Here is a 19575-nt window from a genome sequence, read left to right as displayed (position 1 = left end):
TCCTGGCGCGGGCCGGGGGTGTATCCAGGTCCACCCCGGCTCGGGGGCCAGATGCAGTGAACGGGTTCGTGCCGGGCGACATCGTGGTCCCGTATCTACCGATTCGACGAAAATGTGAGCACACATGCTGAGGACAGAACGCGGGACGGCCCGTGGCATCGCGGCGCCGGCCGGGGTGTTCGCCGCGGTCGCCTTCGTGGCGGCGGGTCTGCTGGGCGCGGCGCAGGCGGGCACGCCGATCCCGCCCGAGGTCATCCAGCTGACCCAGTTCGGCCCGGCCCTGGCCGTGGCGGTCGTCGCCCTGCTGTGGCCGCGCACCGCCCGTGAGACCCTGGCCGGGGCCGTGGGCTGGGTCGACCGGACGGCCCTGTCCGGGGCGCAGGGCACGTCCGGGGCCGCCGGGCGCGGCGGGTGGGGTGCTGCCACCGGGGTGGCGTTGCTGGTCACGGCGCCGCTGATCATCGCGGCGGCCGTCGGCGCGCACGGCCTGCTGACCGGCGACCCGCGGTTCACCGCTCCTGGGGCGCTGAACAACCCGTTCGCGCTGATCGTGGTCGCGCAGCTCGTCGGGGCGTGCGCCGAGGAGATCGGCTGGCGGTGCCTGCTGCAGCCGCTGCTGCGCCGCCGGACCGGCCCGCTGACGGCGTCGGTCGTGGTGGGCCTGTTGTGGGGGGCGTGGCACGTCCCGGTGTTCGGCCAGGCGCCGGCGTACGCGGCCGCGTTCCTGGTGGCGACGGTGGCGATGTCGGTCGTGATGGGGCTGGCCGTCGAGCGGGTGCGCGCCCACCGGCTGCTGCTGACCGGCGGCTTCCACACGCTGATCAACCTCGGCCTGCTGCTGTTCATGGACGAGGAGGCGGGCGCGGTCACGCCGATCAGGTTGTTCGCCGCGTCGTGCCTGCTGGCGGCGGTGCTCTGGGTGTGGAGGGCACCGGCTAGAATCCACGTCCGATGAGGGCGAAGGAGAGGCTGGTCGCCGTGGCGCGCTGCCAGCTCGCGGGGCTGCTCGCCGTGGCGGGGTCGGCGGTGGGGTCGCTCGTCGTCCTGGCCCTCCTTCTGCTGCCGGTCGGCGTCGGCTTCTGGCTGCTCGTCCCCGGGGCGACGACGCTGCGGTCGCTGTCGGACCGCTCGCGCGAGCGCGCCACCCGGTGGACGGGCACCCGCATCACCCCGCCCGAGCCCTACTCCGGCGACCACTCATGGAGCAGGCGCAGGCGGGCGGGGGCGATCCTGGCCGCCGAGGGTTTCTGGCGGGACCTGGCCTGGGCCTGGCTGGAGCCGTGGGTCGGCGGCTTCCTCGTCGGCGTCCCGCTGGGCTTCCTCTGGTACGGCGGGTTCGGCGCGCTGGTGCAGCCGTTCGTGTGGCCGCTGCTCGGCCCCGACAACTGGTACGCGTTCGTCCCGGTGGAGGACACGCCGACCATGCTGGCGGCCCTCGTGCTGGGGGTCGTCTTCATGGCCGCCGGGCTGCTGCTGGCCCCGCCGATCCTGCGCCTGCACGGCCGCTGGACCCGGCGGCTGCTGTCGGTGCCCCGCCGTACGGAGATGGTCCGGCGGATCGCCCACCTGACCGACACCCGGGCCGAGGTGCTCGACGTGCAGGCGGCCGAGCTGCGCCGCATCGAGCGCGACCTGCACGACGGCGCCCAGGCCCGGCTGGTGTCCCTCGGCCTGACCCTCGACAGCGCCACCCGGCTCCTCGACAGCGACCCGGCCGCCGCCCGCAAGCTGCTGCTGGAGGTGGCCGAGACCTCCGCCCGCGCCCTGGAGGACCTGCGCAACCTGGTGCACGGCATCCACCCGCCGGTCCTCGCCGACCGGGGGCTCGGCGACGCCGTCAGGTCGCTGGCGCTGGACAGCTTCCTCGACGTCGGCGTGGACGTCCGGCTGAGCGGCCGGCTGCCCTCGCCGGTGGAGTCGGCGGCCTACTTCGCGGTCGGCGAACTGCTCGCCAACGCGGCCAAGCACGCCGCCGCGCGGGAGGTCGCCATCGTCCTCGACCACGACGGCGGGCGCCTGCGCGTCACCGTCACCGACGACGGCCGGGGCGGCGCCGACCCCGCGAAGGGCACCGGGTTGCGCGGGCTCCGCCGCCGTCTGGAATCCTTCGACGGCGTCCTCACCCTGCACAGCCCGCCCGGCGGGCCGACCACTGCCACCCTGGAGATCCCGTGCGCGTTGTCCTCGCCGAAGACCTCTTCCTGCTGAGGGACGGGCTGACCAGGACTCTGCGCGAACACGGCTGCGATGTGGTGGCGTCGGTCGACAACGGCCCGTCCCTGCTGCGGGCGCTGCTGGAGGACGAGCCGGACGTCGCCGTGGTGGACGTACGGCTCCCGCCCACCTACACCGACGAGGGCCTGCAGGCCGCCCTGGAGGCGCGCCGCCGGCGTCCCGGCCTGCCCGTCCTGGTCCTGTCCCAGTACGTCGACCAGCTCTACGCCAACGAGCTGCTGGCGACCGGCGACGGCGCCGTGGGCTACCTGCTCAAGGACCGGGTCACCGACACCGCCCAGTTCGTCGACGCGGTCCGCCGGGTCGCGGCGGGCGGGACGGTGATGGACCCGCAGGTCATCACCAAGCTGCTGACCCGCAGCCAGGCGCGCGGCATGATCGACAGCCTGACCCCGCGCGAGCTGGACGTGCTGGAGATGATGGCCGAGGGCCGGTCCAACGTCGCCATCGCCGCGACCCTGCACTTCAGCGAGAGCGCGGTCGCCAAGCACACCGCGAACATCTTCGCCAAGCTCCGCATCGCCCCCTCGGCCGACGACAACCGCCGCGTCCTGGCCGTCCTCGCCTACCTCAAACGCTGACTTTGACTTCGAGCGCGCTCGAATTCCTAGCGTCGCGTCCATGACGACGACACTGATCACAGGGGCCAACAAGGGGCTCGGGTTCGAGACCGCCCGGCGGCTCGTCGCGGCGGGGCACACCGTCTACGTCGCGAGCCGGGACGCCGGACGCGGACGGACGGCCGCCGAACGGCTGGGCGCGCGGGCGGTGCCGCTGGACGTCACCGACGACGCGTCCGTGACGGCGGCGGCACGGGCCGTCGAGGCGGACGGCGGGCTGGACGTGCTGGTCAACAACGCCGGCATCCAGGTGGAGATGGAGGACGGCCACGTGGTGGCCGGCGCGGCGGAGCTGACCGCCGAGATGATGCGGCGCACGTTCGAGACGAACGTCTTCGGCATGGTCCGGGTGCTGCACGCGTTCCTGCCGTTGTTGCGGCGATCCGGCGCGCCGGTCGTCGTCAACGTCAGCAGCGGCCTGGCCTCCCTGTCCCGGATGGCCGACCCCGGCAGGGTCGGCCACGACTACCGGGGCGTGGCGTACCCGGCGTCGAAGGCGGCCGTCAACATGATCACCGTTCAGTACGCGAAGGCGTTCCCCGAGATGCGGATCAACGCGGTCGAACCCGGCTTCACCCGGACCGACCTGAACGGCAACAGCGGCCACCAGACCGTCGGGCAGGGCGCCGAGATCATCGTCCGCATGGCCCAGGTGGGACCCGACGGCCCCACCGGCGGCTACTTCGACGCCGAGGGCCCCCTCACCTGGTGACCGACGCCCTCCGCGCCTCGGGGGGTGATCCCGGCAGGCGCGGAGGGGACGGCGGTCAGTCCTTGATGACCGCGTCGCGGGGGCCGCCGTAGTAGGGGTTCTTGTCCAGGCGCTCCTCCGTCACGAGCAGCTGGATCACCCCCTTGGCGTTCTGCTCCGCCTCCCAGACGACCCAGTGGTCGCCGACGGGCGTGCTCTGGGTGTGGTCGATGGCGAACCCTCCCGGGTTGCCGGGCGGGACGGTGATGACCGCGAAGATCACCTTCCGGCCGAGCTTCCTCAGCTCGGGCAGCACCTCGCCGACGGTCTTCTCGTCCACCCGCAGACCGCCCAGCTCGCGGGTGCTCACGCCGCGGAACTCCGGCTCCTCCTGCTTCACCGTGGGGAGGGGCACGGGCTCGCAGGGCGCGACCGGGCCCTCCATCAGATACGTGCTGGTCAGGCCGCCCTTTCCGCTGAGGGTCCAGACGAACGTCTGCCCCGGGCCGAACAGCTTGGTGTTGATGCGCATCTGCACGCCCTCGGACTCGCCCGGGATGTTCTCCGGCAGGCTGTAGATGCCGCGCGGGATGTTCTCCACGTCCTTGCCGCGCGGCCGGCGGCACGTCATGCCCTTGGGCACGTAGTCCACCAGCGCGGGCACGCCCAGCTCCCTCAGCCGCTTCTCCAGCCCGGGAGCGTCGTCGAAGTCGCGGATCTGGATCGTCACCATCCCCTCGTCCAGGTTGACGGCCCACGAGCTGGGCGCGCCGTCCTCCAGCACGATCGGGACCGTCACCACACCCGCGGCCAGCGCGACCGCGGCGACCAGCCCGAACGCCAAGCGCCCGGGCCGGCCGCCGCGCCGCGCCCGCCGGGCCGAGCCCGGCGCTGTTCCCGGTGCCGTTCCTGGTGCTGTGCCCGGCTCTTCGGCGGTGATCGCGGCCAGCAGCGCCCGCGCCCCCGCGCCGGACGGCTCGCCTCCCCGCTCACCGGGCGCGACCCGGGCCAGCCTCCCGATCGCCTCGATCCCGTCCAGGTTCCGCTCGGTGTTCTCAGCGTTCTCGGCGTTTTTCACAGCGCTCCTCCCAACGGCCTCTCCGCCGGGACCAGCCGGCTCTCTGCGGTGACGTGCACGCCCGCCGACGCCAGGGCGCGCGACAGGCGCTTGCGGGCGCGGTGCAGCCTGATGCGTACGGCGTTGCGCGACAGGCCCAGCGCCTTCGCGATCTCTTCGCGCTCCAGCCCCTCCCACGCGACCAGGGACAACAACTCCCGGTCGTCGTCGGACAGGCTCCTGAACGCCCGGCCGATCGCGTCCAGCTCGACCTGGCTGTCGGGCGAGTGGCCGTACAGGTCGGCCAGTTCGGCGTCGAGCTCGGCCGTGCGCTCCCTGCGGCGGTTGTCGCCCCGGAAATGGTTGGCCAGGACCTTGCGCGCCACGCCGTACAGCCAGAGGGTGGCCTCAGGGCCCTCGGGCAGCTCGTCCACCCGGCGCCAGGCGACGGTGAAGGTCTCCGCCACCACGTCGGCGGCGTCCTGAGGCGAGTCGCACCGGCGTACGGCGTAGGCGGTGATCTGGCCGTAGGCCCGGTTGTAGGCGGCCTCGAACTTGGCCGGCCGCTCGTCATCCACGGGCGGTTCCCATGGCGAATCTCCTCATCGAATCATTTGCTCGGACACCTCTGCCTATGTGCGCGCATGCGCCATCATTTCGCCCTGAAACGCGGCGAACTTCGAGGGTCCCGAGCAAGGAGACGTGAGGTCAGTCGCCGGTCACCGGGTTCTTCGGCACGCGCTTCTCGGACACCAGCAGCCGTACCGCGCCCTGCCGGTACGGCTCGGCGGCCCAGACCACCCAGTGGCCGCCCACCTTCGCCGACTGCCCGCGCGGGTCCACCGAGAAGCCGTCCCCGCCGGGAGCGGGTTCGATGATCTGGAACGTCACCTCCAGGCCCCGCCTGCGCGTCTCGGCCAGCACCTCGGCGACCGGGCGGCCGTCCACGACGTAACCCTCCAGGGCCTCGCCCTTCCGGCCGGCGTCCGCGTTGTTCTGGTACAGCTCGCCGGGCCTGGCGGGGCGGCCCAGGTAGAGCACGCCCTTGCCGCCGAAGTCCTTGGAGACGGTGACGGTGAGCGCGCAGCCGGGCCGTCCGGGGGTGCAGCCCTCCGGGCGCAGGGTGCCGCCGATGCGGTCGCTCTCGGTCGTGCCGCTGAAGCCGAGCCGGAAGACCTCGCCGACCGCCGTGGGGGAGGCGGGCCGCAGGTCGAGGGCGACGTCCAGGCCCATCGCCCGGAACGCCTCGCTGTAGAGGGCGTGGTCGGCGAACGGGTCCTTGATCGTGGCCACGTACTCGTCGCCGCGCAGTTCGATGCCGATGGCGGAGTTGGCGTACGCGGTGGGGCGGGCGCCGGGGCCGGCCAGCACCGGACCCAGGACGGCCGCGGCGGCGAGCGCGGCGGCGGCGAGCAGCCCGCCGAACAGGAGCCGCCCCCGACGCCCGCGCCGGGAAGCGGGGAAGGCGCCGTGACGGCGGTCCTCCTGCTCGGCCGGCGTGGCCGGCGTGGCCGGCGCGGCCAGCGCGGCCAGGAAGCGGTCCTCCTGCGCGGCCAGGGCCTCCGCGGTGGGCGCGGGCACCTCCGAGCGGAGGCGTCCGAGCTCGGTCATCTCATTCATGGACGGGCTCCTCGCTGACGACGGCCATCGGGTTGACTCCTCCGAGCTCTCCGCGCAACTTCTCCCTGGCCCGGTTGATGCGAGAACGCACGGTTCCGACCCGTACGTGCAGCGCCTCGGCGACCTCGGGGTACGTCAGCCCGGCCCACGCCACCAGCAGCAGCGCGTCACGGTGACCTCCGGGCAGCGTCGCCAGCGCCCCGGCCAGGCGGCGGCGGGCCGCCTCGGCGCTCACCCGGTCGTCGCTGCGGTCGGTGAAGGAGGCCGTCACCGGGTCCGTGCCGGTGCGTTCGAGCACGCGCAACTGGTGCACTTCGGTACGCACATGGCGGCTCATCAGATTGGTGGCGATCCCGTACAACCAGGGACGGGCGTGCGGACGGGACAGGTCGTAGCGGCCACGCTGCCTGAACGCCGTCAGGAACGTCTCCGCCACCACGTCGTCCGCGGCGTCCGCCCCCAGCCTTCTGGTGACGTACCGGGTGATGCCGGAGGCGTGCCGGCGGAACAGCTCCGCGAAGGCCTCCGGCTCGTGCAGGGAGCGTTGGACATGGGAGGCGTCATCACCTTCCGGATGGTTCGGGGCGCTCACTTTGTGGCCTTTCGGCGATGAATCAGGACAACAGTTGTTGCCTGGCCGGCCGCGAGCGGTTCCCGGCGACCGCGTACGGAACGCCCCTCATCCTCCCGGGAGGCGGTCAGCCGCCGTCGAGGGCCTGGTGGTCGACCTTGCCGTTGGGCAGGCGCGGCAGGGAGTCCAGCCGCTGGAACACCGTCGGGACGGCCACGATCGGCAACCGGTCCAGCAGGTGCGCGCGCAGCGCCCGGCGGTCGATCCGGTCCTGGTCGGTGACGAGGTAGCCCTTGAGCCGCACGGGGTCGGAGCCGGTCCGCGCGACCCCGACGGCGGCGGCCAGCACGCCGGGGAAGCCCGCCATGGCGTGCTCGATCTCCGCGCGTTCCACCCGCGCGCCGCCCAGCTTGAGCTGGTGGTCGGCGCGGCCGTGGAACAGCAGCTCCCCGTCCGGACGCCGGGAGACCAGGTCGCCGGTGCGGTAGGCGTCCCCGAGGCCCTCGGCCAGGCCGGGGCCGGAGATCAGCAGCTCGCCGACGCCGTCCGGGCCGGGGGCGGCGATGGTCACGCGCGCCCCCGGGACCGGGCGGCCGATCGGCACCCGGGCCGCCTGCGCGTCCTCGGGGACGCAGCGGTGGACCGTGCTCCAGACCGTGCACTCGGTGGGGCCGTACTCGTTGTGCAGGGCCGTGCCGGGCAGCGCGGCGTAGTGCTCCCCGACCAGCGCGGGCGGGCACGTCTCGCCCGCGACGATCACCGTGCCGAGCGACCCGAACGCGTCTGCCAGGCCGTTGCGGAGCGCCAGCCCGTAGAACGACGGCACCATGAGCAGGTGCGACGGCCGGTGCTCGACGGCGAAGCGCGCGGCGGCGGCCAGGTCGGACGGGCGCTGGCTCGGGATGACCAGCCTGCCGCCGCAGGCCAGCGTCCAGTAGATCCCGGCGACCGAGCTGTCGAACGAGATGGACGAGCAGAGCAGGAACCCGGTGACCGGCGACGCGTAGTGGGCCAGCCGGGCCGAGGTCGACCAGGCCAAGGCGGCGCGCGAGACGGTGACGGGCTTCGGCGTGCCCGTCGAGCCGCTGGTGAAGCAGGTGTAGGCGAGCCGCGCCGAGGTGGCGGGCACCGGCCCGTCCGGCAGGTCCGTACGGGCCATCTCGACGCGGAGGGCCGGGCCGGTCAGCGGGACGATCATGTCCGGCTCGATGAGCGCGATCCGCGCCCCGCACGCCTGCGCGACGTCCTGCTGCCGCTGGAAGGGGAAGGCGGCGTCGATGGCCACGTAACGGCCGCCGGCCCGCAGGACGGCGAGCATGCCGATGACCGCCCACCGGGACAGGTGCGCATGGATCACCACCGGCTCGTCGGGCCGCAGGCCCGCCTCCAGCAGCACCCGCGCGAGCCCGGCGCTGCGCCGGTCCAGGTCCCGGTAGGACAGCTCGCCCTCGCGGTCGGCGATCGCGGTGTGCTCGCGGCCCAGGTGGGGTTCGATGAGCTCAAGCATCGGCCAGCCGCTCCAGCACGCGCAGGAACCCGGCGACCTTCTCCTCCACCCAGTCCAGGCCGAACATCCCGGCCTCGTAGGCGACGACGCCGACCACCTCCTCGTCCACCCGCATCGACCACAGCAGGTGCACGGGCATCACGGGAGCGGGCTGCCGCTCCTCCGGCACCGGCGTCAGCAGCAGCGCCGGGTCCTCGGCGGTGGGGGCGAACGGCGTCCTCGGGATGAGCTGGAACACCGGGAAGGTGCGCTCGACGACCTCCGACGGGTCGAACACCACGGCCGCCAGCTCCGGCGCCTCGGGCAGCACCCGCAGCAGCGGCACGTCGTGCCGGTAGGCCGCCCGGCACGCCTCGTCGGCCCGGCGGCTCAGCTCGTCCAGGTCGGCGGGGTCGTCGGTGGTGATCCGCAGCCACAACAGGTTGAGCATGAACCCGGCCGTGTACCACTCCGACGGCTTGCGCCCGGCGGTGATGACCGGCACGACGGCGTCGCCGTGCCCCGCCCAGACCGACGCGGTGAACGCCGTCAGCAGGAGGGTGAACGGCGTGGTCCGGCGGCGGCGGGCCGCCCGGCCCAGGCGCAGCCACAGCGGGCCGGGCACGGTGAAGCGGCACGTCCGCTGGTCGCCGCGCCTGCCGGGCGTCGGCACCGGCATGGCGAGCTCCGCCACGCCGTCCAGCCGGTCCCTCCAGTACGGCAGCGCGTCGGCGATCGTCCTCTCCCAGGACGGCGAGAAATCGTCGGCGGCGACCTCGGCGTACCCCAGGACCCCGGAACCCGGCGGCGGGCCGCCGCGCAGGCGGGCGGTGTAGGCGTCGGACAGGTCGCGCGCCAGCAGCGGCAGCGACCAGGCGTCGGAGGTGAGGTGGTGGGCGACGATCACCAGCAGGCTCGTGCCGTCCTCGCACCGGCCCAGGTGCACCCACAGCAACGGCGGCTCCTCCGGCGGGTACGCCGAGCCGGTGGCCATCGCGAGGAAGGCGTCCTCGTCGTCCACGTCGTGCACCAGCAGGCGCCCCGGGACGCTTTCGTGCACCCGCGCCCGGACGCCGCCGTCCGGATCGCGCGACACGGTTGTGCGCAGGGCGTCGTGCCTGGCCACGACGTCGTCCACGGCCCGGCGCAGCACATCGGCGTCCACCTCGTGCGCCACGCGGTAGGCCGCCCGGACGATGAACGTCGAGTTGACCACGCTCCCCGGCACGGCCTCCTCCAGCCCGAGCAGCAACCGCTGGGCGTAGGTGAACGGGATCTCTGTCGTCATTGGCCTCTCCTGGGCGTCCCCGAGATGATCAGCTTCTTGAAGCCGGTGAGGAAGGTCGATCGCACCCGGACCGGTTCGCCGACCACCTCGACGTCGGCGAAGGTCGCGAACAGCGTCGCGAAGAACAGCCGCAGCGTCAGCCGGGCCAGGTGGGATCCGATGCAGTAGTGATGTCCGCTGCCGAAGGCGAGGTGGCGGTTGGGCGTACGGGCCGGGTCGAAGGTGTCCGGGTCGGCGAAGACGGCGGGGTCGCGGTTGGCCGAGCCGATCCAGGCGACCACGGGCTCGCCCGCCGGGAGGTCCACGCCGGACAGCCGCACCGGCCGGGTCGTGTGCCGCATGAAGTGGCTGCCGGGCGACGCCCAGCGCAGCGCCTCCTCGACCCCGTCGCGCAGCAGCTCAGGACGGCCGGCCCAGGCGCGGTAGCCGCCGCCGCGGGCCAGCTCGAACACCGTGGAGCTGACCACGTTCGGCAGGGTGACGCTCGCCCCGAGCAGCAGGCTGTAGCAGTTGGAGACGGCCGTGCCGGGGTTCATCCGGCCGCCGTCCGGCGACAACATCAGGCTGATCAGGTCCTCGCCGGGGGTGCGGGCGCGTTCCCGTACCAGGTGCAGGAAGTAGGCGAACAGCTCGCGGTGCGCCCGGCGCAGCGTCCCGGACGCGTCGCCGGCGACCTGGTAGTCGGGGTCGTCCTCGGCGCTGGCCGCCATGACCAGGGTGAGCAGGCGTGGCCGGTCCTCGTCCGGCAGCCCCAGCAGCGGCCCGGCCAGCGCCAGCGGCAGTCCCCGGACGGCGGCGGCCAGGTCGAACTCCGGCCCGTCCAGGCCGGGCGCGAGCAGCCCGGTGATCGCGGTGATGACGGACGGCTCGTAGGCCGCGGCCGAGCGCAGGTCCATGACCTTCCGCAGCGGGGCGCGCATCCGGTCGTGCTCGGGCGGGTCGGTGGCGGCGAGCTGCCGTCCGGCCGCCGGGTCGTCGCGGCCCAGCAGGTTGAGCAGGGTGCCGCGCTCGCTGGTGAAGCACGTGTGGTCGCGCAGGACGCGGTCCACGTCGGCGTACCGGGTGACCGACCAGAAGCCCCGGTCGTGCCGGTGCACCGGGTCGTTCTCGCGCAACCACCGCCAGGTCCGGTGCTGCCCGCCCGCCTCGAACAGGGCGGGGTCGGCGAGGTCACGCATGGTCGAGGGGGGCCGGCGAGCCGATCACCTCGGCGAGCTCGGCGATGGTCGGCGACAGGAACAGCGTCCAGGCGGGCACCTCGAACCCGAACTCGCGGTCGATCGCGAACTGCACGTCGGCCGCCAGCAGGGAGTCGCCGCCCAGCTCGAAGAAGTCGTCCTCGATGCCGACGGGCGCGACGCGCAGTTTGGCCGACCACAGGCCGGCCAGCCGCCGTTCGATGTCGGTGCGCGGAGCCTCGTACGCCGATTCCAGTTCGAGGTCGTCCCGTGACGTGACAGTGGTCATCCCAACTCCGTGGTGAGGTGAACGCGAGGGCCCGGCCAGCCTGCCCCGCCGCTGTTGAGTCCTCGTTGAGGATGTGTTGATCACCCTCGCCCAGGTTCGGGAGATCGGCCGGACGGTGCGGCGACGGGCCGAATCTCCTCCTGATGAGGTCGCCGACGTGGAAGCAGGCGTCCCTCACCCTCGGCTCCCTGTGGAGCGCCGGCACCCACCAGATGCAGGCGGACGCCTACGCCGGTCGGCCGCGGGCCGGCGCGCTCGTGGTGGCGCGCCTGTGTGAAACGGCGTGAGCGGCACGCGATTGACGCAACCTGCGGAACTTGACGGCGCCCGCAATTTCGTTTCATAGTGAGCCGGTCACCTATTTACGTATTCCCGGAGGTTCGCAGCGGCAATAATGTTAGCGATAACAGAGCAACTTCCTTTCCGTCCCTGACGGTTCGTCGCAGGTCAATGGGCATAGGGCTGTGCGCGTCCGCGCAGCGGCCGATCGCCTGTTTCCGTGCGTCGAATTACCTCGGCACCCCCTGAAAGGCAGCGGTTCATTGATGATGTCCCGGTCCGGATCAAGCATTCTCAAAAAGGCGGGAGCGGCCGTCGCGCTCGTCGCCGGGCTGCTCGCCGTCGCCCCCGCGGCGTCGCAGGCCGCCACCCAGCAGTCGTGCGACATCTACGCCGCCGGCGGCACCCCCTGCGTCGCGGCGCACAGCACCACCCGCGCCCTGTACGCCGCCTACAACGGCCCCCTCTACCAGGTGCGCCGCTCCTCCGACAACGCCACCCGCGACGTCGGCCTCCTCGGCGCGGGCGGCTACGCCGACGCCGCCGCCCAGGACGCCTTCTGCGCCGGCACGACCTGCCTCATCACCGTCCTCTACGACCAGTCCGGACGGGGCAACCACCTCACCCAGGCGCCCCCCGGCGGGTTCCCCGGCCCGGCGCCCGGCGGGTACGACAACCTCGCGATCGCCACCGCCGCCCCGACCATGATCAACGGCCACAAGGCGTACGGCGTCCGGGTCACCCCCGGCACCGGCTACCGGAACAACACCACCAACGGCGTCGCCAAGGGCGACCAGCCCGAAGGCATGTACGCCGTCTTCGACGGCACCCACCACAACGGCGGCTGCTGCTTCGACTACGGCAACGCCGAGACCAACAGCCGCGACAACGGCAACGGCACGATGGAGGCCATCTACTTCGGCGACATCAAGGTCTGGGGCTACGGCACCGGCAACGGCCCCTGGGTCATGGCCGACCTGGAGAACGGCCTGTTCTCCGGCGTGAACCCGGGCTACAACGCGAACGACCCCAGCGTCAGCCACCGCTACCTGACCGCCGTCGTCAAGGGCGAGCCGAACCACTGGGCGATCCGCGCCGGGAACGCCCAGTCCGGCGGCCTGTCCACCTACTACGACGGCCCGCGCCCCAACGCCCCCGGCTACAACCCCATGAAGAAGGAGGGCGCGATCATCCTCGGCATCGGCGGCGACAACAGCAACGGCTCCGCCGGCACCTTCTACGAGGGCGTGATGACCTCCGGCTACCCCTCGAACGCCACCGAGAACGCCGTGCAGGCGGCCATCGTCGCCGCCGGTTACACCACGACGGGCGGCGGCGCGGACGGGACGCTCACCCCCGGCGCGTCCGTCTCGCTGCGCGCGACCACGGCCTGCTGCACCACCCGCTACCTGCGCCACCAGAACGACCAGGTCGTCACGTCGGTGATCGGCTCCGGCAGCTCGTCGCTGGACAGGAGCGACGCCACGTGGATCGTCCGCGCCGGGCTGGCCGGGAGCTCGTGCCTGTCGTTCGAGTCGCGCAACTACCCGGGCGACTACCTGCGGCACCAGAACTACCAGCTCCACCGGCAGCACAACGACGGCAGCGCGCTGTTCGCCGCCGACGCCACCTTCTGCCCGCAGGCGGGGAAGAGCGGCCAGGGCACGTCGTTCGCCTCCGCCAACTTCCCCGACCGGTTCCTGCGCCACTACGACAACACCGTCTACATCGCGAGCAACGGCGGCTCGCACGCCTTCGACAGCGCCACCTCCTGGGCGGCCGACGTGAGCTGGGCCGTCAGCCCGCCCTGGGCGTGACGGGCCCCGAGCCGTCCCCGGCCCGCGACCGGGGGCGGCTCACCGCATGTCGGCCGGCCGGGCCCGCCCGTCGAAGGGGAAACGGGCGCGGAAGTCGATCTCGGCCTCGGCCATCGACATGAACGTGACGCCCTTGTGCCCGCGCATGTGCGCGATGAGCCGCTCCAGCATCAGCAGCACCTGGGGACGCCCGCTGACGTCGGGGTGCAGCGTGATGGGGAAGACCGCGTAGTCCAGCTCGCGATAGACCCAGTCGAACTGGTCGCGCCACTGCTGTTCGAGGTCGCGCGGGTTGACGAAGCCGTGGCTGTTCGGCGAGCTCTTGATGAACATCATCGGCGGCAGGTCGTCCAGGTACCAGTTCGCCGAGAACTCCACCAGGTCCACCTCCTCGCCGGGCACCAGCGGCTTCATCCAGGTCGAGGCGGCCTGCTCGTAGTCGATGCGCGTCCAGCGCTCGCCCTTGCGGGCGTAGAAGGGCTGGAAGTCGCGGTAGGACTGCGAGTGGTCGTAGCCGAAGCCGTAGCGCAGCAGCAACTCGGCGGTCCGCGCGGACATCTCCCACCACGGCGCCACATAGCCGCGGGGCCGGACGCCGAGCACCTGGTCCAGCACCTCTAGGCTGCGCGCCAGGACGTCCTCCTCCTGCTGGGCGGACATCGAGACCGGGTTCTCGTGCATGTAGCCGTGCGCGCCGACGTCGTGCCCGGCCTCGACGATCCGCCGCATCTGGTCGGGGAACGACTCCGCCGAATGTCCAGGGACGAACCAGCTCGTCCGGATTCCCTCGCGGGCGAACAGGCGCAGCAGCCTCGGGGTCCCGACCTCGGCGGCGAACACGCCCCGCTGGATGTCGTTCGGTGAGTCCTGGCCGCCGTACGAGCCGATCCAGCCCGCCACGGCGTCCACGTCCACGCCGAAGCACACGTTGATGGCTTTCTTCATGGACCAGGACGTACCCCCGGCGTGACGGCCGGGCAACCGGGTTCGTCGGATCTTGGGTAGATCCTTCATAGGTGCCCTGACCTGGTCTGGTTCGCCTACAGTTACGGCGTGAACATCTGCGTCTTCTGCTCCGCCGCCGACCTCGACGAGCGTTACACCCGTCCCGCCCGCGAGTTCGCCGAGCTCATCGGCAAGGGCGGCCACACCCTGGTGTGGGGCGGCTCCGACACCGGCCTGATGAAGGTCATGGCCGACGGCGTGCAGGAGGCCGGCGGTCGCCTGGTGGGCGTCTCGGTCGAGTTCCTGGCGCACAAGGCCCGGCCGGGCGCCGACGAGATGCTGGTCACCCGCGACCTGGCCGAGCGCAAGGCGCAACTGCTGTCCCGCGCCGACGGCTTCGTGATCATGGTGGGCGGCAGCGGGACGCTCGACGAGGCCACCGAGATCCTGGAGCTGCGCAAGCACGGCCTGCACGCCAAGCCGGTCGTGTTGCTGAACACCGCGGGCTTCTACGACGGGCTGAAGCAGCAGTTCCAGCGCATGGAGGCGGAGGGCTTCCTGCCGCTGCCCCTCACCGAGCTGGTGTTCTTCGCCGAGGAGGGCGTCGGGGCCATCGCCTACCTGGAGGAACAGTCGGGCCTGATCCCGCCGGGCGACCGGGGCTGACCGGCCCGGCGGGGGGCGTTCAGGGACGATCGCGCGCGGGTAGGGGGGGAGGAGGCTGTGGCCGTCGGGGGAGGTCACGATGGGGGCTGACGGCGAGCCCGCAGGCAGCGGGCTGGCGTTCGAAGTGCTGGACCCGGCGCCGGTGGGCGTGGCGGTCGCGCGCGGCCCCGACCACCGCCTGGTCTACACCAACGCCGCCTACCGCTCCCTGTTCGCCGACAGCCGCACTGGGATGCCGATCGAGGAGGCGTTCGCGGAGTTCGTCGAGGTGCACTTCCGCGCCCAGTTCGACCGGGTCTACGCCACCGGCGAGCCGTTCGTCACCACGGCCGAGCCGGAGTACGTCGTCGGCGGGCTGGAAGGCACCGAGAAGCGGTTCTTCACCTCCAGCCTGTCGCGCGTCGTCTTCGGCCCCGGCGACTACGGTGTGCTGGAAGTGGTGATGGAGGTGACCGACCAGGTCACCGCCGCGCGGCGGATCGAGGCCATCGCCGAGGAACGCCGCCGCATCCTGCGCCGCTACGAGAGCCTGATGAAGGTCAGCGCGCAGATCATCTGGGTGACCACCCGCGACGGCTACGTGCACGAGCCCAGCCCGACCTGGGAGCGGGTCACCGGGCAGCCGTGGGAGGAGCACCGCGGCCAGGGTTGGCTCAAGATGGTCCATCCCGACGACCGCCAGGACACGATCAGGTCGTGGGTCCGGGCGGTCAGCAGGGCCATCGACACCTGGGAGCACGTCTACCGGCTGCACACCGCCGACGGCTCCTACCGGCACTTCCAGATGCGCGCCGTGCCCATCTGCGAGAACGGCCAGATCGTGGAGTGGGTGGGGTCGTGCACCGACATCGAGGAGCAGTGGCAGGAGCAGCGCCGGCAGCGCCTGCTCGACAACGCCGCGGCGGCCACGGCCCAGGCCACCAGCCTGGAGGAGATGCTCGGCGCGCTGTCCGACGTCATCGTGCCCGAGCTGGCCGACGGCTGCGGCGTCTACCTCGTCACCGACCTCACCGGCGAGCGGCACGGCGGGGCGCCGTTCGTCGTCGAGCGGCTGGTCACCGCGGTCCGTCGCGGCCTGGTGCCGCTGTCGCCGTACAGCGAGGAGCAGCTCGACGACGACAACGCCTTCGTGACGGCCGTACGCCGGCGGCGGCCCATGCTGCAGACGTTCCCGGCCGGGTCGCCGCCGCCCGGCCTGGCCCCCGCGAGCACGCGCGAGTGGCTGGCGGCCAGCGACGCCAACAGCCTGCTGATCCTGCCGGTCGTGGTCGACGGCACGGTCCCCGCCGTGGTCGGGGTGGTGACGTGCGGCGAACGCGCCGCGATCAGCCGGGCCGACATCTCGCTGCTGACCAACATGTTCGGCCACGCCCACGACGCCCTGAGCCGGGCCATCCGCTTCCAGCGCACCCAGCAGGTCGCGCTGGCCCTGCAGTACAGCCTGCTCGCCGAGCCGCCGCGGCTGCCGGGCCTGCGGATCGTGGCCCGCTACCGGGCCAGCCCGAGCGCCGCCGAGGTGGGCGGCGACTGGTACGACTGCTTCGTCCTGCCCGACGGCGTCCCGGCGCTGGTCATCGGCGACGTGGCGGGGCACGACCTGTCGGCGGCCGTCCTGATGAGCCAGTTGCGCAACATGCTGCGGGCGCTGGCGATGGACCGCTGCGAGCCGCCCGGCGAGATCCTGACCCGGCTCAACGTCGCGATGGAGTCGTTGTCCTCCGACGTCACGGCCACGTGCGTGTTCGCCCGCGTGGAGGAGTGCGAGGGCGGCCACCGGCTGCGGTTCGCGGTGGCCGGCCATCCGCCGCCCCTGCTGGTCACCGCCCAGGGCCACGGACGCTTCCTGGAGGGCGCGGTCAGCCCGCTGCTCGGCTTCCCCGACGACGAGACCCGCGCCTCCCAGACGGAACCGCTCCCGCCGGGCGGCACGGTGCTGTTCTACACCGACGGCCTCATCGAGCGGTCGGGCGAGCATCTCGACCTCGGCCTGGAGCGGCTGCGCCGGGTGGCGGAGTCGCTCGCCGCCGAACCGCTGGACAGCTTCTGCGACCAGGTGCTCAGCGGCCTGCCCAGCACCGGGCTCGACGACATCGCCATCATCGCCCTCCGGCTCCCGCCCGCCTCGCAGGAGTGATCAGCCGGGCAGCAGGCCCGTGACCGTGCACAGGCTGCGCAGCGCGGCGTGGGTGTTGAGGGCCCGCCCGTAGTCCCCGGCCAGCAGGGCGGCGGCGGCCTCGCGTCCCATGGCCTGGACGGCGGGGTCGCGCGCGGCCACGGCATACCGGGCGCTCCGGGCCACGCCGACGACGATGCCGGTGGAGTCCAGGACGCGGAACACCGGCTCGGCGCCGGCCCGGTCGGCGGCCGCGCAGGCGCGTACGGGCGGCACCGGACCCTCGGAGGCCACGCTCAGCTCGCGGACCACGGCCGCCCGGTCGACCGGCAGTGGCTTGTCGCCGGCGGTGGACAACGCGGTGATGGCCAGCTGGCCGAACAGCAGCGCGCCGAGCACGGTGGGGACGAGCGAGAGCACGGCGCCGACCGGCCGCCCGGCGGCGCCGTTCCACGGACGCGCACCCCAGGGACGTGCCTTCCGGGGAAGGGGACCCGCGTCGGACAGCGCCTGCACGCCGCCGCGCAGCACACTGCCCAGCCACGCCACGGCGGGGCCCACCAGCATCAGCACGGCGAACCCGATCGTGAAGAACGGCCCGTTCCGGGACAGTAGACGCGGCAGCGGGGCCATGCAGGACGAGAGCTGCCCGGGACCGCACGCCGCGATGACCAGGTGGACCAGGACCAGCGGTACGAGGCCGAGCACGATCAGCAGCATGAGGACCCCGGCGCCCGCCACGACCGGCGCCGTGCCGCCGCGCCCTCCGGCGGCCACGCCGAAGCAGAACGACCCGGCCAGGACCACGGCCGTCGCCACGATGAGCAGCGGGGCGAAGAGAGCCGCCGCGCTCGCCATGGGCACGTCCCCGGTGAGCGGCACGCCGCCGAAGGTCGAGCGCAGCCGGCCGTAGAAGGGGACCATCACCCCCGAGTACGCCAGGACGATCGCCAGCGCGGTGACGTTGACCGCAGGCAGCGGCATGCGCGGCGCCGCCAGGCGGCTGGGCGGCGCGTCCCGCCAGACGGCCGCGAGAGGCCTGGGCGGCAGCCCGCGGCGCGCCGCCCAGCCGGTCACCGCGACGGCGCAGGCCAGCACGACGCAGAGCTGCAACGTCGGGTTGACCGCGGTGGTGAACAGGCTGAACCAGAGGATGTTCCAGTCGGCCGAGCTGCCGGTCATCCACGTGATGACGTCGAACCAGAAGCTCAACCACGTCCCGAAGATCAACGCCGACAGCGCCGAGCCGGCCAACGCGGCCGTGCGGACCCGCCGGGCCAGCGGCAGCCACACGGACGCGCACAGCAGCGCCCACCTGAGCATGAGCTGGAACAGGACGGCGAGCAGCAATGCCAGCACGGCCGCGATCACGGGCGACCTGGCGAGGATCGCGGCCCACGAGCCGTGGCCGGTCGCCAGCGGCGGCGCGACGAGCTGGCCGGCCAGCACCCCCGCCGTCAGGGCCGTCGCGGCGAGCAGCGTGGACGGCGGCCGCGTGTGCGTGGCCTGCGCCAGCAGCCCGGCCCGCCACACGGTGCCCGCGACCGCGCCGGTGGCCAGCGCCCCGAACAGCACCCCGACCGCCAGGCGCTCCGGAGTGAACAGGGAGACCCCGGACGCCGGGAACAGCAGGCTCATCAGGTGGACGCACGGCGTGTAGCCGAGCCCGAGCAGCACGCCGACGGCCGCCGACTCCACCACGCCGACCCGGAAGAGCAGCGGCGCGCCGCGGATGACGCCCGCCCGCTCGTCGTCGCCGGGATGGAACGACAACGGCTCCCACCGGCGCCGCCCGCTCGTCGGCCGCGACGGGCGCAGCGTGTCCAGGAGCAGCCGCTCGCCGCCCGGCGTGGCGCTGCCGCGCAGGTCGGCGTAGTACTCCCTGGTCCTGAGCACCGCGGTGCGGGTGAACCACAGAAGAGCGAGCACCGCCGCCACCCGCCACGGCAGGACGGCGCGCAGGCCGGGCTCGACGGCCGAGAGCAGCAGCAGGGGCAGGGCGACGACCAGCACGTACGCCCACCAGATCGCGAAGGCGAACGTGGTCAGGCCGACGTCCTTGTTGCGCAGATGGGCCAGCTCGTGGGCGAGGACGGCGTCGAGCTGCCCGGAGTCGGCGTCGGCCGCGCGCAGCAGCCCGAGGTCGAGGATGATCCGGTACCGGGGGCGACGGCCGAAGGCCCGGCCGCTCGCGCTCGCGCGCAGGGTCGCCACGTACACCTCGGTCCCCGGGGCCAGGGCCCGTACGGTGTCCTCGACGCGGCGCACCACGGCGGCCATGCCCTCGTCCACGGCGAGCCGGGCCAGCGGCCGTGGGCGGGAGCGCATGACCAGGCGCGGGTGGAGGAGGTGGATCACGACGGTCACGGCGAGCAGCACGGCCACCATGCCGATCACCGTCCACCCGGCACGGACCGACTCGTGCTGGAGGCACCCGAGGTAGTCCCGGACCAGGTCGCCGTCCGGCACGCGTCCCGCGCCGGAGTTCGCGGCCAGGGCGCAGGCGCGCGGGCCGAGGTCGGTCCTGGCGGTGACGTACCGGTCGAGCAGCACCAGGTACAGGTGGACGGCGCTGGTGACGGCGACCACGATCATGAGCAGGAAACGCGCCGTGGTCGCCGCGGGGAGCGCGAACGGGTCCAGTCTCGGCGGCGACGGCGGCACCGGCGGACCGGCCGGCGCCGCGCCGCCCTGGCGCGGCCCGCTGGTGGTGGGCACGG

18 protein-coding genes are annotated in these 19575 nt (G+C 73.1%); 8 read left to right on the top strand and 10 right to left on the bottom strand.

Translation table 11 applies throughout. The annotated features are described in order from the left end of the window. Positions 1–124: 124 nt before the first annotated feature. From AB0J97_RS35205 to AB0J97_RS35190, 4 genes are read left to right on the top strand one after another with little or no spacing between them, the layout of a single operon-like run. Positions 125–955: a CPBP family intramembrane glutamic endopeptidase gene (locus AB0J97_RS35205; RefSeq protein ID WP_364096929.1), complete on the top strand. Its 831-nt coding sequence runs from the start codon at positions 125–127 to the stop codon at positions 953–955. Continuing rightward, positions 952–2208: a sensor domain-containing protein gene (locus tag AB0J97_RS35200; RefSeq protein WP_364096926.1), complete on the top strand. Its 1257-nt coding sequence runs from the start codon at positions 952–954 to the stop codon at positions 2206–2208. Before AB0J97_RS35205 ends, AB0J97_RS35200 begins: the two co-directional genes overlap by 4 nt. After that, complete coding sequence (locus AB0J97_RS35195; protein ID WP_357705684.1) at positions 2172–2816, top strand: response regulator transcription factor; 645 nt, start codon at positions 2172–2174, stop codon at positions 2814–2816. Before AB0J97_RS35200 ends, AB0J97_RS35195 begins: the two co-directional genes overlap by 37 nt. Positions 2817–2856: 40 nt before the next feature. Continuing rightward, the gene (locus AB0J97_RS35190) at positions 2857–3567 is read left to right on the top strand and encodes an SDR family NAD(P)-dependent oxidoreductase (protein WP_357705685.1); all 711 of its coding nucleotides are present in this window, start codon (positions 2857–2859) and stop codon (positions 3565–3567) included. A 55-nt stretch (positions 3568–3622) separates the two neighbouring features. Here AB0J97_RS35190 and AB0J97_RS35185 read toward each other — a convergent pair whose 3' ends face one another. The 8 genes from AB0J97_RS35185 to AB0J97_RS35150 form a co-directional block, all read right to left on the bottom strand. Beyond that, the gene (locus AB0J97_RS35185; protein ID WP_364096922.1) at positions 3623–4624 is read right to left on the bottom strand and encodes a hypothetical protein; all 1002 of its coding nucleotides are present in this window, start codon (positions 4622–4624) and stop codon (positions 3623–3625) included. Then, a complete protein-coding gene (locus AB0J97_RS35180) occupies positions 4621–5181 on the bottom strand; it encodes an RNA polymerase sigma factor (protein WP_364096919.1) in 561 nt (186 codons plus the stop codon). The genes AB0J97_RS35185 and AB0J97_RS35180 overlap by 4 nt, the downstream gene beginning before the upstream one ends. Before the next feature lie 130 nt (positions 5182–5311). Continuing rightward, on the bottom strand, positions 5312–6223 hold the full coding sequence (locus AB0J97_RS35175; protein WP_364096916.1) for a hypothetical protein: 912 nt from the start codon (positions 6221–6223) through the stop codon (positions 5312–5314). Beyond that, positions 6216–6815 (bottom strand): RNA polymerase sigma factor, encoded by a 600-nt coding sequence (locus AB0J97_RS35170; RefSeq protein WP_364096914.1) that lies wholly within the window; start codon positions 6813–6815, stop codon positions 6216–6218. Before AB0J97_RS35170 ends, AB0J97_RS35175 begins: the two co-directional genes overlap by 8 nt. A gap of 106 nt (positions 6816–6921) precedes the next feature. Beyond that, a complete protein-coding gene (locus AB0J97_RS35165) occupies positions 6922–8301 on the bottom strand; it encodes an amino acid adenylation domain-containing protein (RefSeq protein WP_364096911.1) in 1380 nt (459 codons plus the stop codon). Then, positions 8294–9568 carry a condensation domain-containing protein gene (locus AB0J97_RS35160; protein ID WP_364096908.1) on the bottom strand — a complete coding sequence of 425 codons (1275 nt, stop codon included), beginning with the start codon at positions 9566–9568 and terminating at the stop codon, positions 8294–8296. The genes AB0J97_RS35165 and AB0J97_RS35160 overlap by 8 nt, the downstream gene beginning before the upstream one ends. Then, the gene (locus AB0J97_RS35155) at positions 9565–10746 is read right to left on the bottom strand and encodes a cytochrome P450 (RefSeq protein WP_364096905.1); all 1182 of its coding nucleotides are present in this window, start codon (positions 10744–10746) and stop codon (positions 9565–9567) included. Before AB0J97_RS35155 ends, AB0J97_RS35160 begins: the two co-directional genes overlap by 4 nt. Continuing rightward, on the bottom strand, positions 10739–11035 hold the full coding sequence (locus tag AB0J97_RS35150) for a phosphopantetheine-binding protein (RefSeq protein ID WP_364096902.1): 297 nt from the start codon (positions 11033–11035) through the stop codon (positions 10739–10741). The genes AB0J97_RS35155 and AB0J97_RS35150 overlap by 8 nt, the downstream gene beginning before the upstream one ends. 143 nt (positions 11036–11178) lie before the next feature. Between AB0J97_RS35150 and AB0J97_RS35145 the strand changes: the two genes are divergently transcribed. Together AB0J97_RS35145 and AB0J97_RS35140 are read left to right on the top strand one after the other, a co-directional pair. Next, positions 11179–11322, top strand: coding sequence for a hypothetical protein (locus AB0J97_RS35145; protein WP_364096899.1), 144 nt, complete (start codon positions 11179–11181; stop codon positions 11320–11322). A 258-nt stretch (positions 11323–11580) separates the two neighbouring features. Beyond that, positions 11581–13131 carry an alpha-L-arabinofuranosidase B gene (locus tag AB0J97_RS35140; RefSeq protein WP_364096896.1) on the top strand — a complete coding sequence of 517 codons (1551 nt, stop codon included), beginning with the start codon at positions 11581–11583 and terminating at the stop codon, positions 13129–13131. 39 nt (positions 13132–13170) lie between these two features. On the opposite strand, the gene AB0J97_RS35135 is transcribed toward AB0J97_RS35140, so the two are convergent. Further along, positions 13171–14076, bottom strand: a complete 906-nt coding sequence (locus AB0J97_RS35135) for a polysaccharide deacetylase (RefSeq protein WP_357705695.1) — start codon at positions 14074–14076, stop codon at positions 13171–13173. Between the two features lie 108 nt (positions 14077–14184). Between AB0J97_RS35135 and AB0J97_RS35130 the strand changes: the two genes are divergently transcribed. Beyond that, entirely contained in the window at positions 14185–14742 is a 558-nt protein-coding gene (locus AB0J97_RS35130; RefSeq protein ID WP_364096893.1) for a TIGR00730 family Rossman fold protein, read from the top strand. 79 nt (positions 14743–14821) lie between these two features. After that, a complete protein-coding gene (locus AB0J97_RS35125) occupies positions 14822–16876 on the top strand; it encodes a SpoIIE family protein phosphatase (protein ID WP_364096890.1) in 2055 nt (684 codons plus the stop codon). Here AB0J97_RS35125 and AB0J97_RS35120 read toward each other — a convergent pair whose 3' ends face one another. Continuing rightward, positions 16877–19573: a M48 family metalloprotease gene (locus tag AB0J97_RS35120; protein ID WP_364096887.1), complete on the bottom strand. Its 2697-nt coding sequence runs from the start codon at positions 19571–19573 to the stop codon at positions 16877–16879. Positions 19574–19575 lie beyond the last annotated feature (2 nt).

This window comes from Nonomuraea sp. NPDC049607, from assembly GCF_040675375.1.
GTDB lineage: Bacteria > Actinomycetota > Actinomycetes > Streptosporangiales > Streptosporangiaceae > Nonomuraea.
Note: the sequence above shows the minus strand (reverse complement) of the source record. Positions and strands in the feature narration are given on the sequence as shown.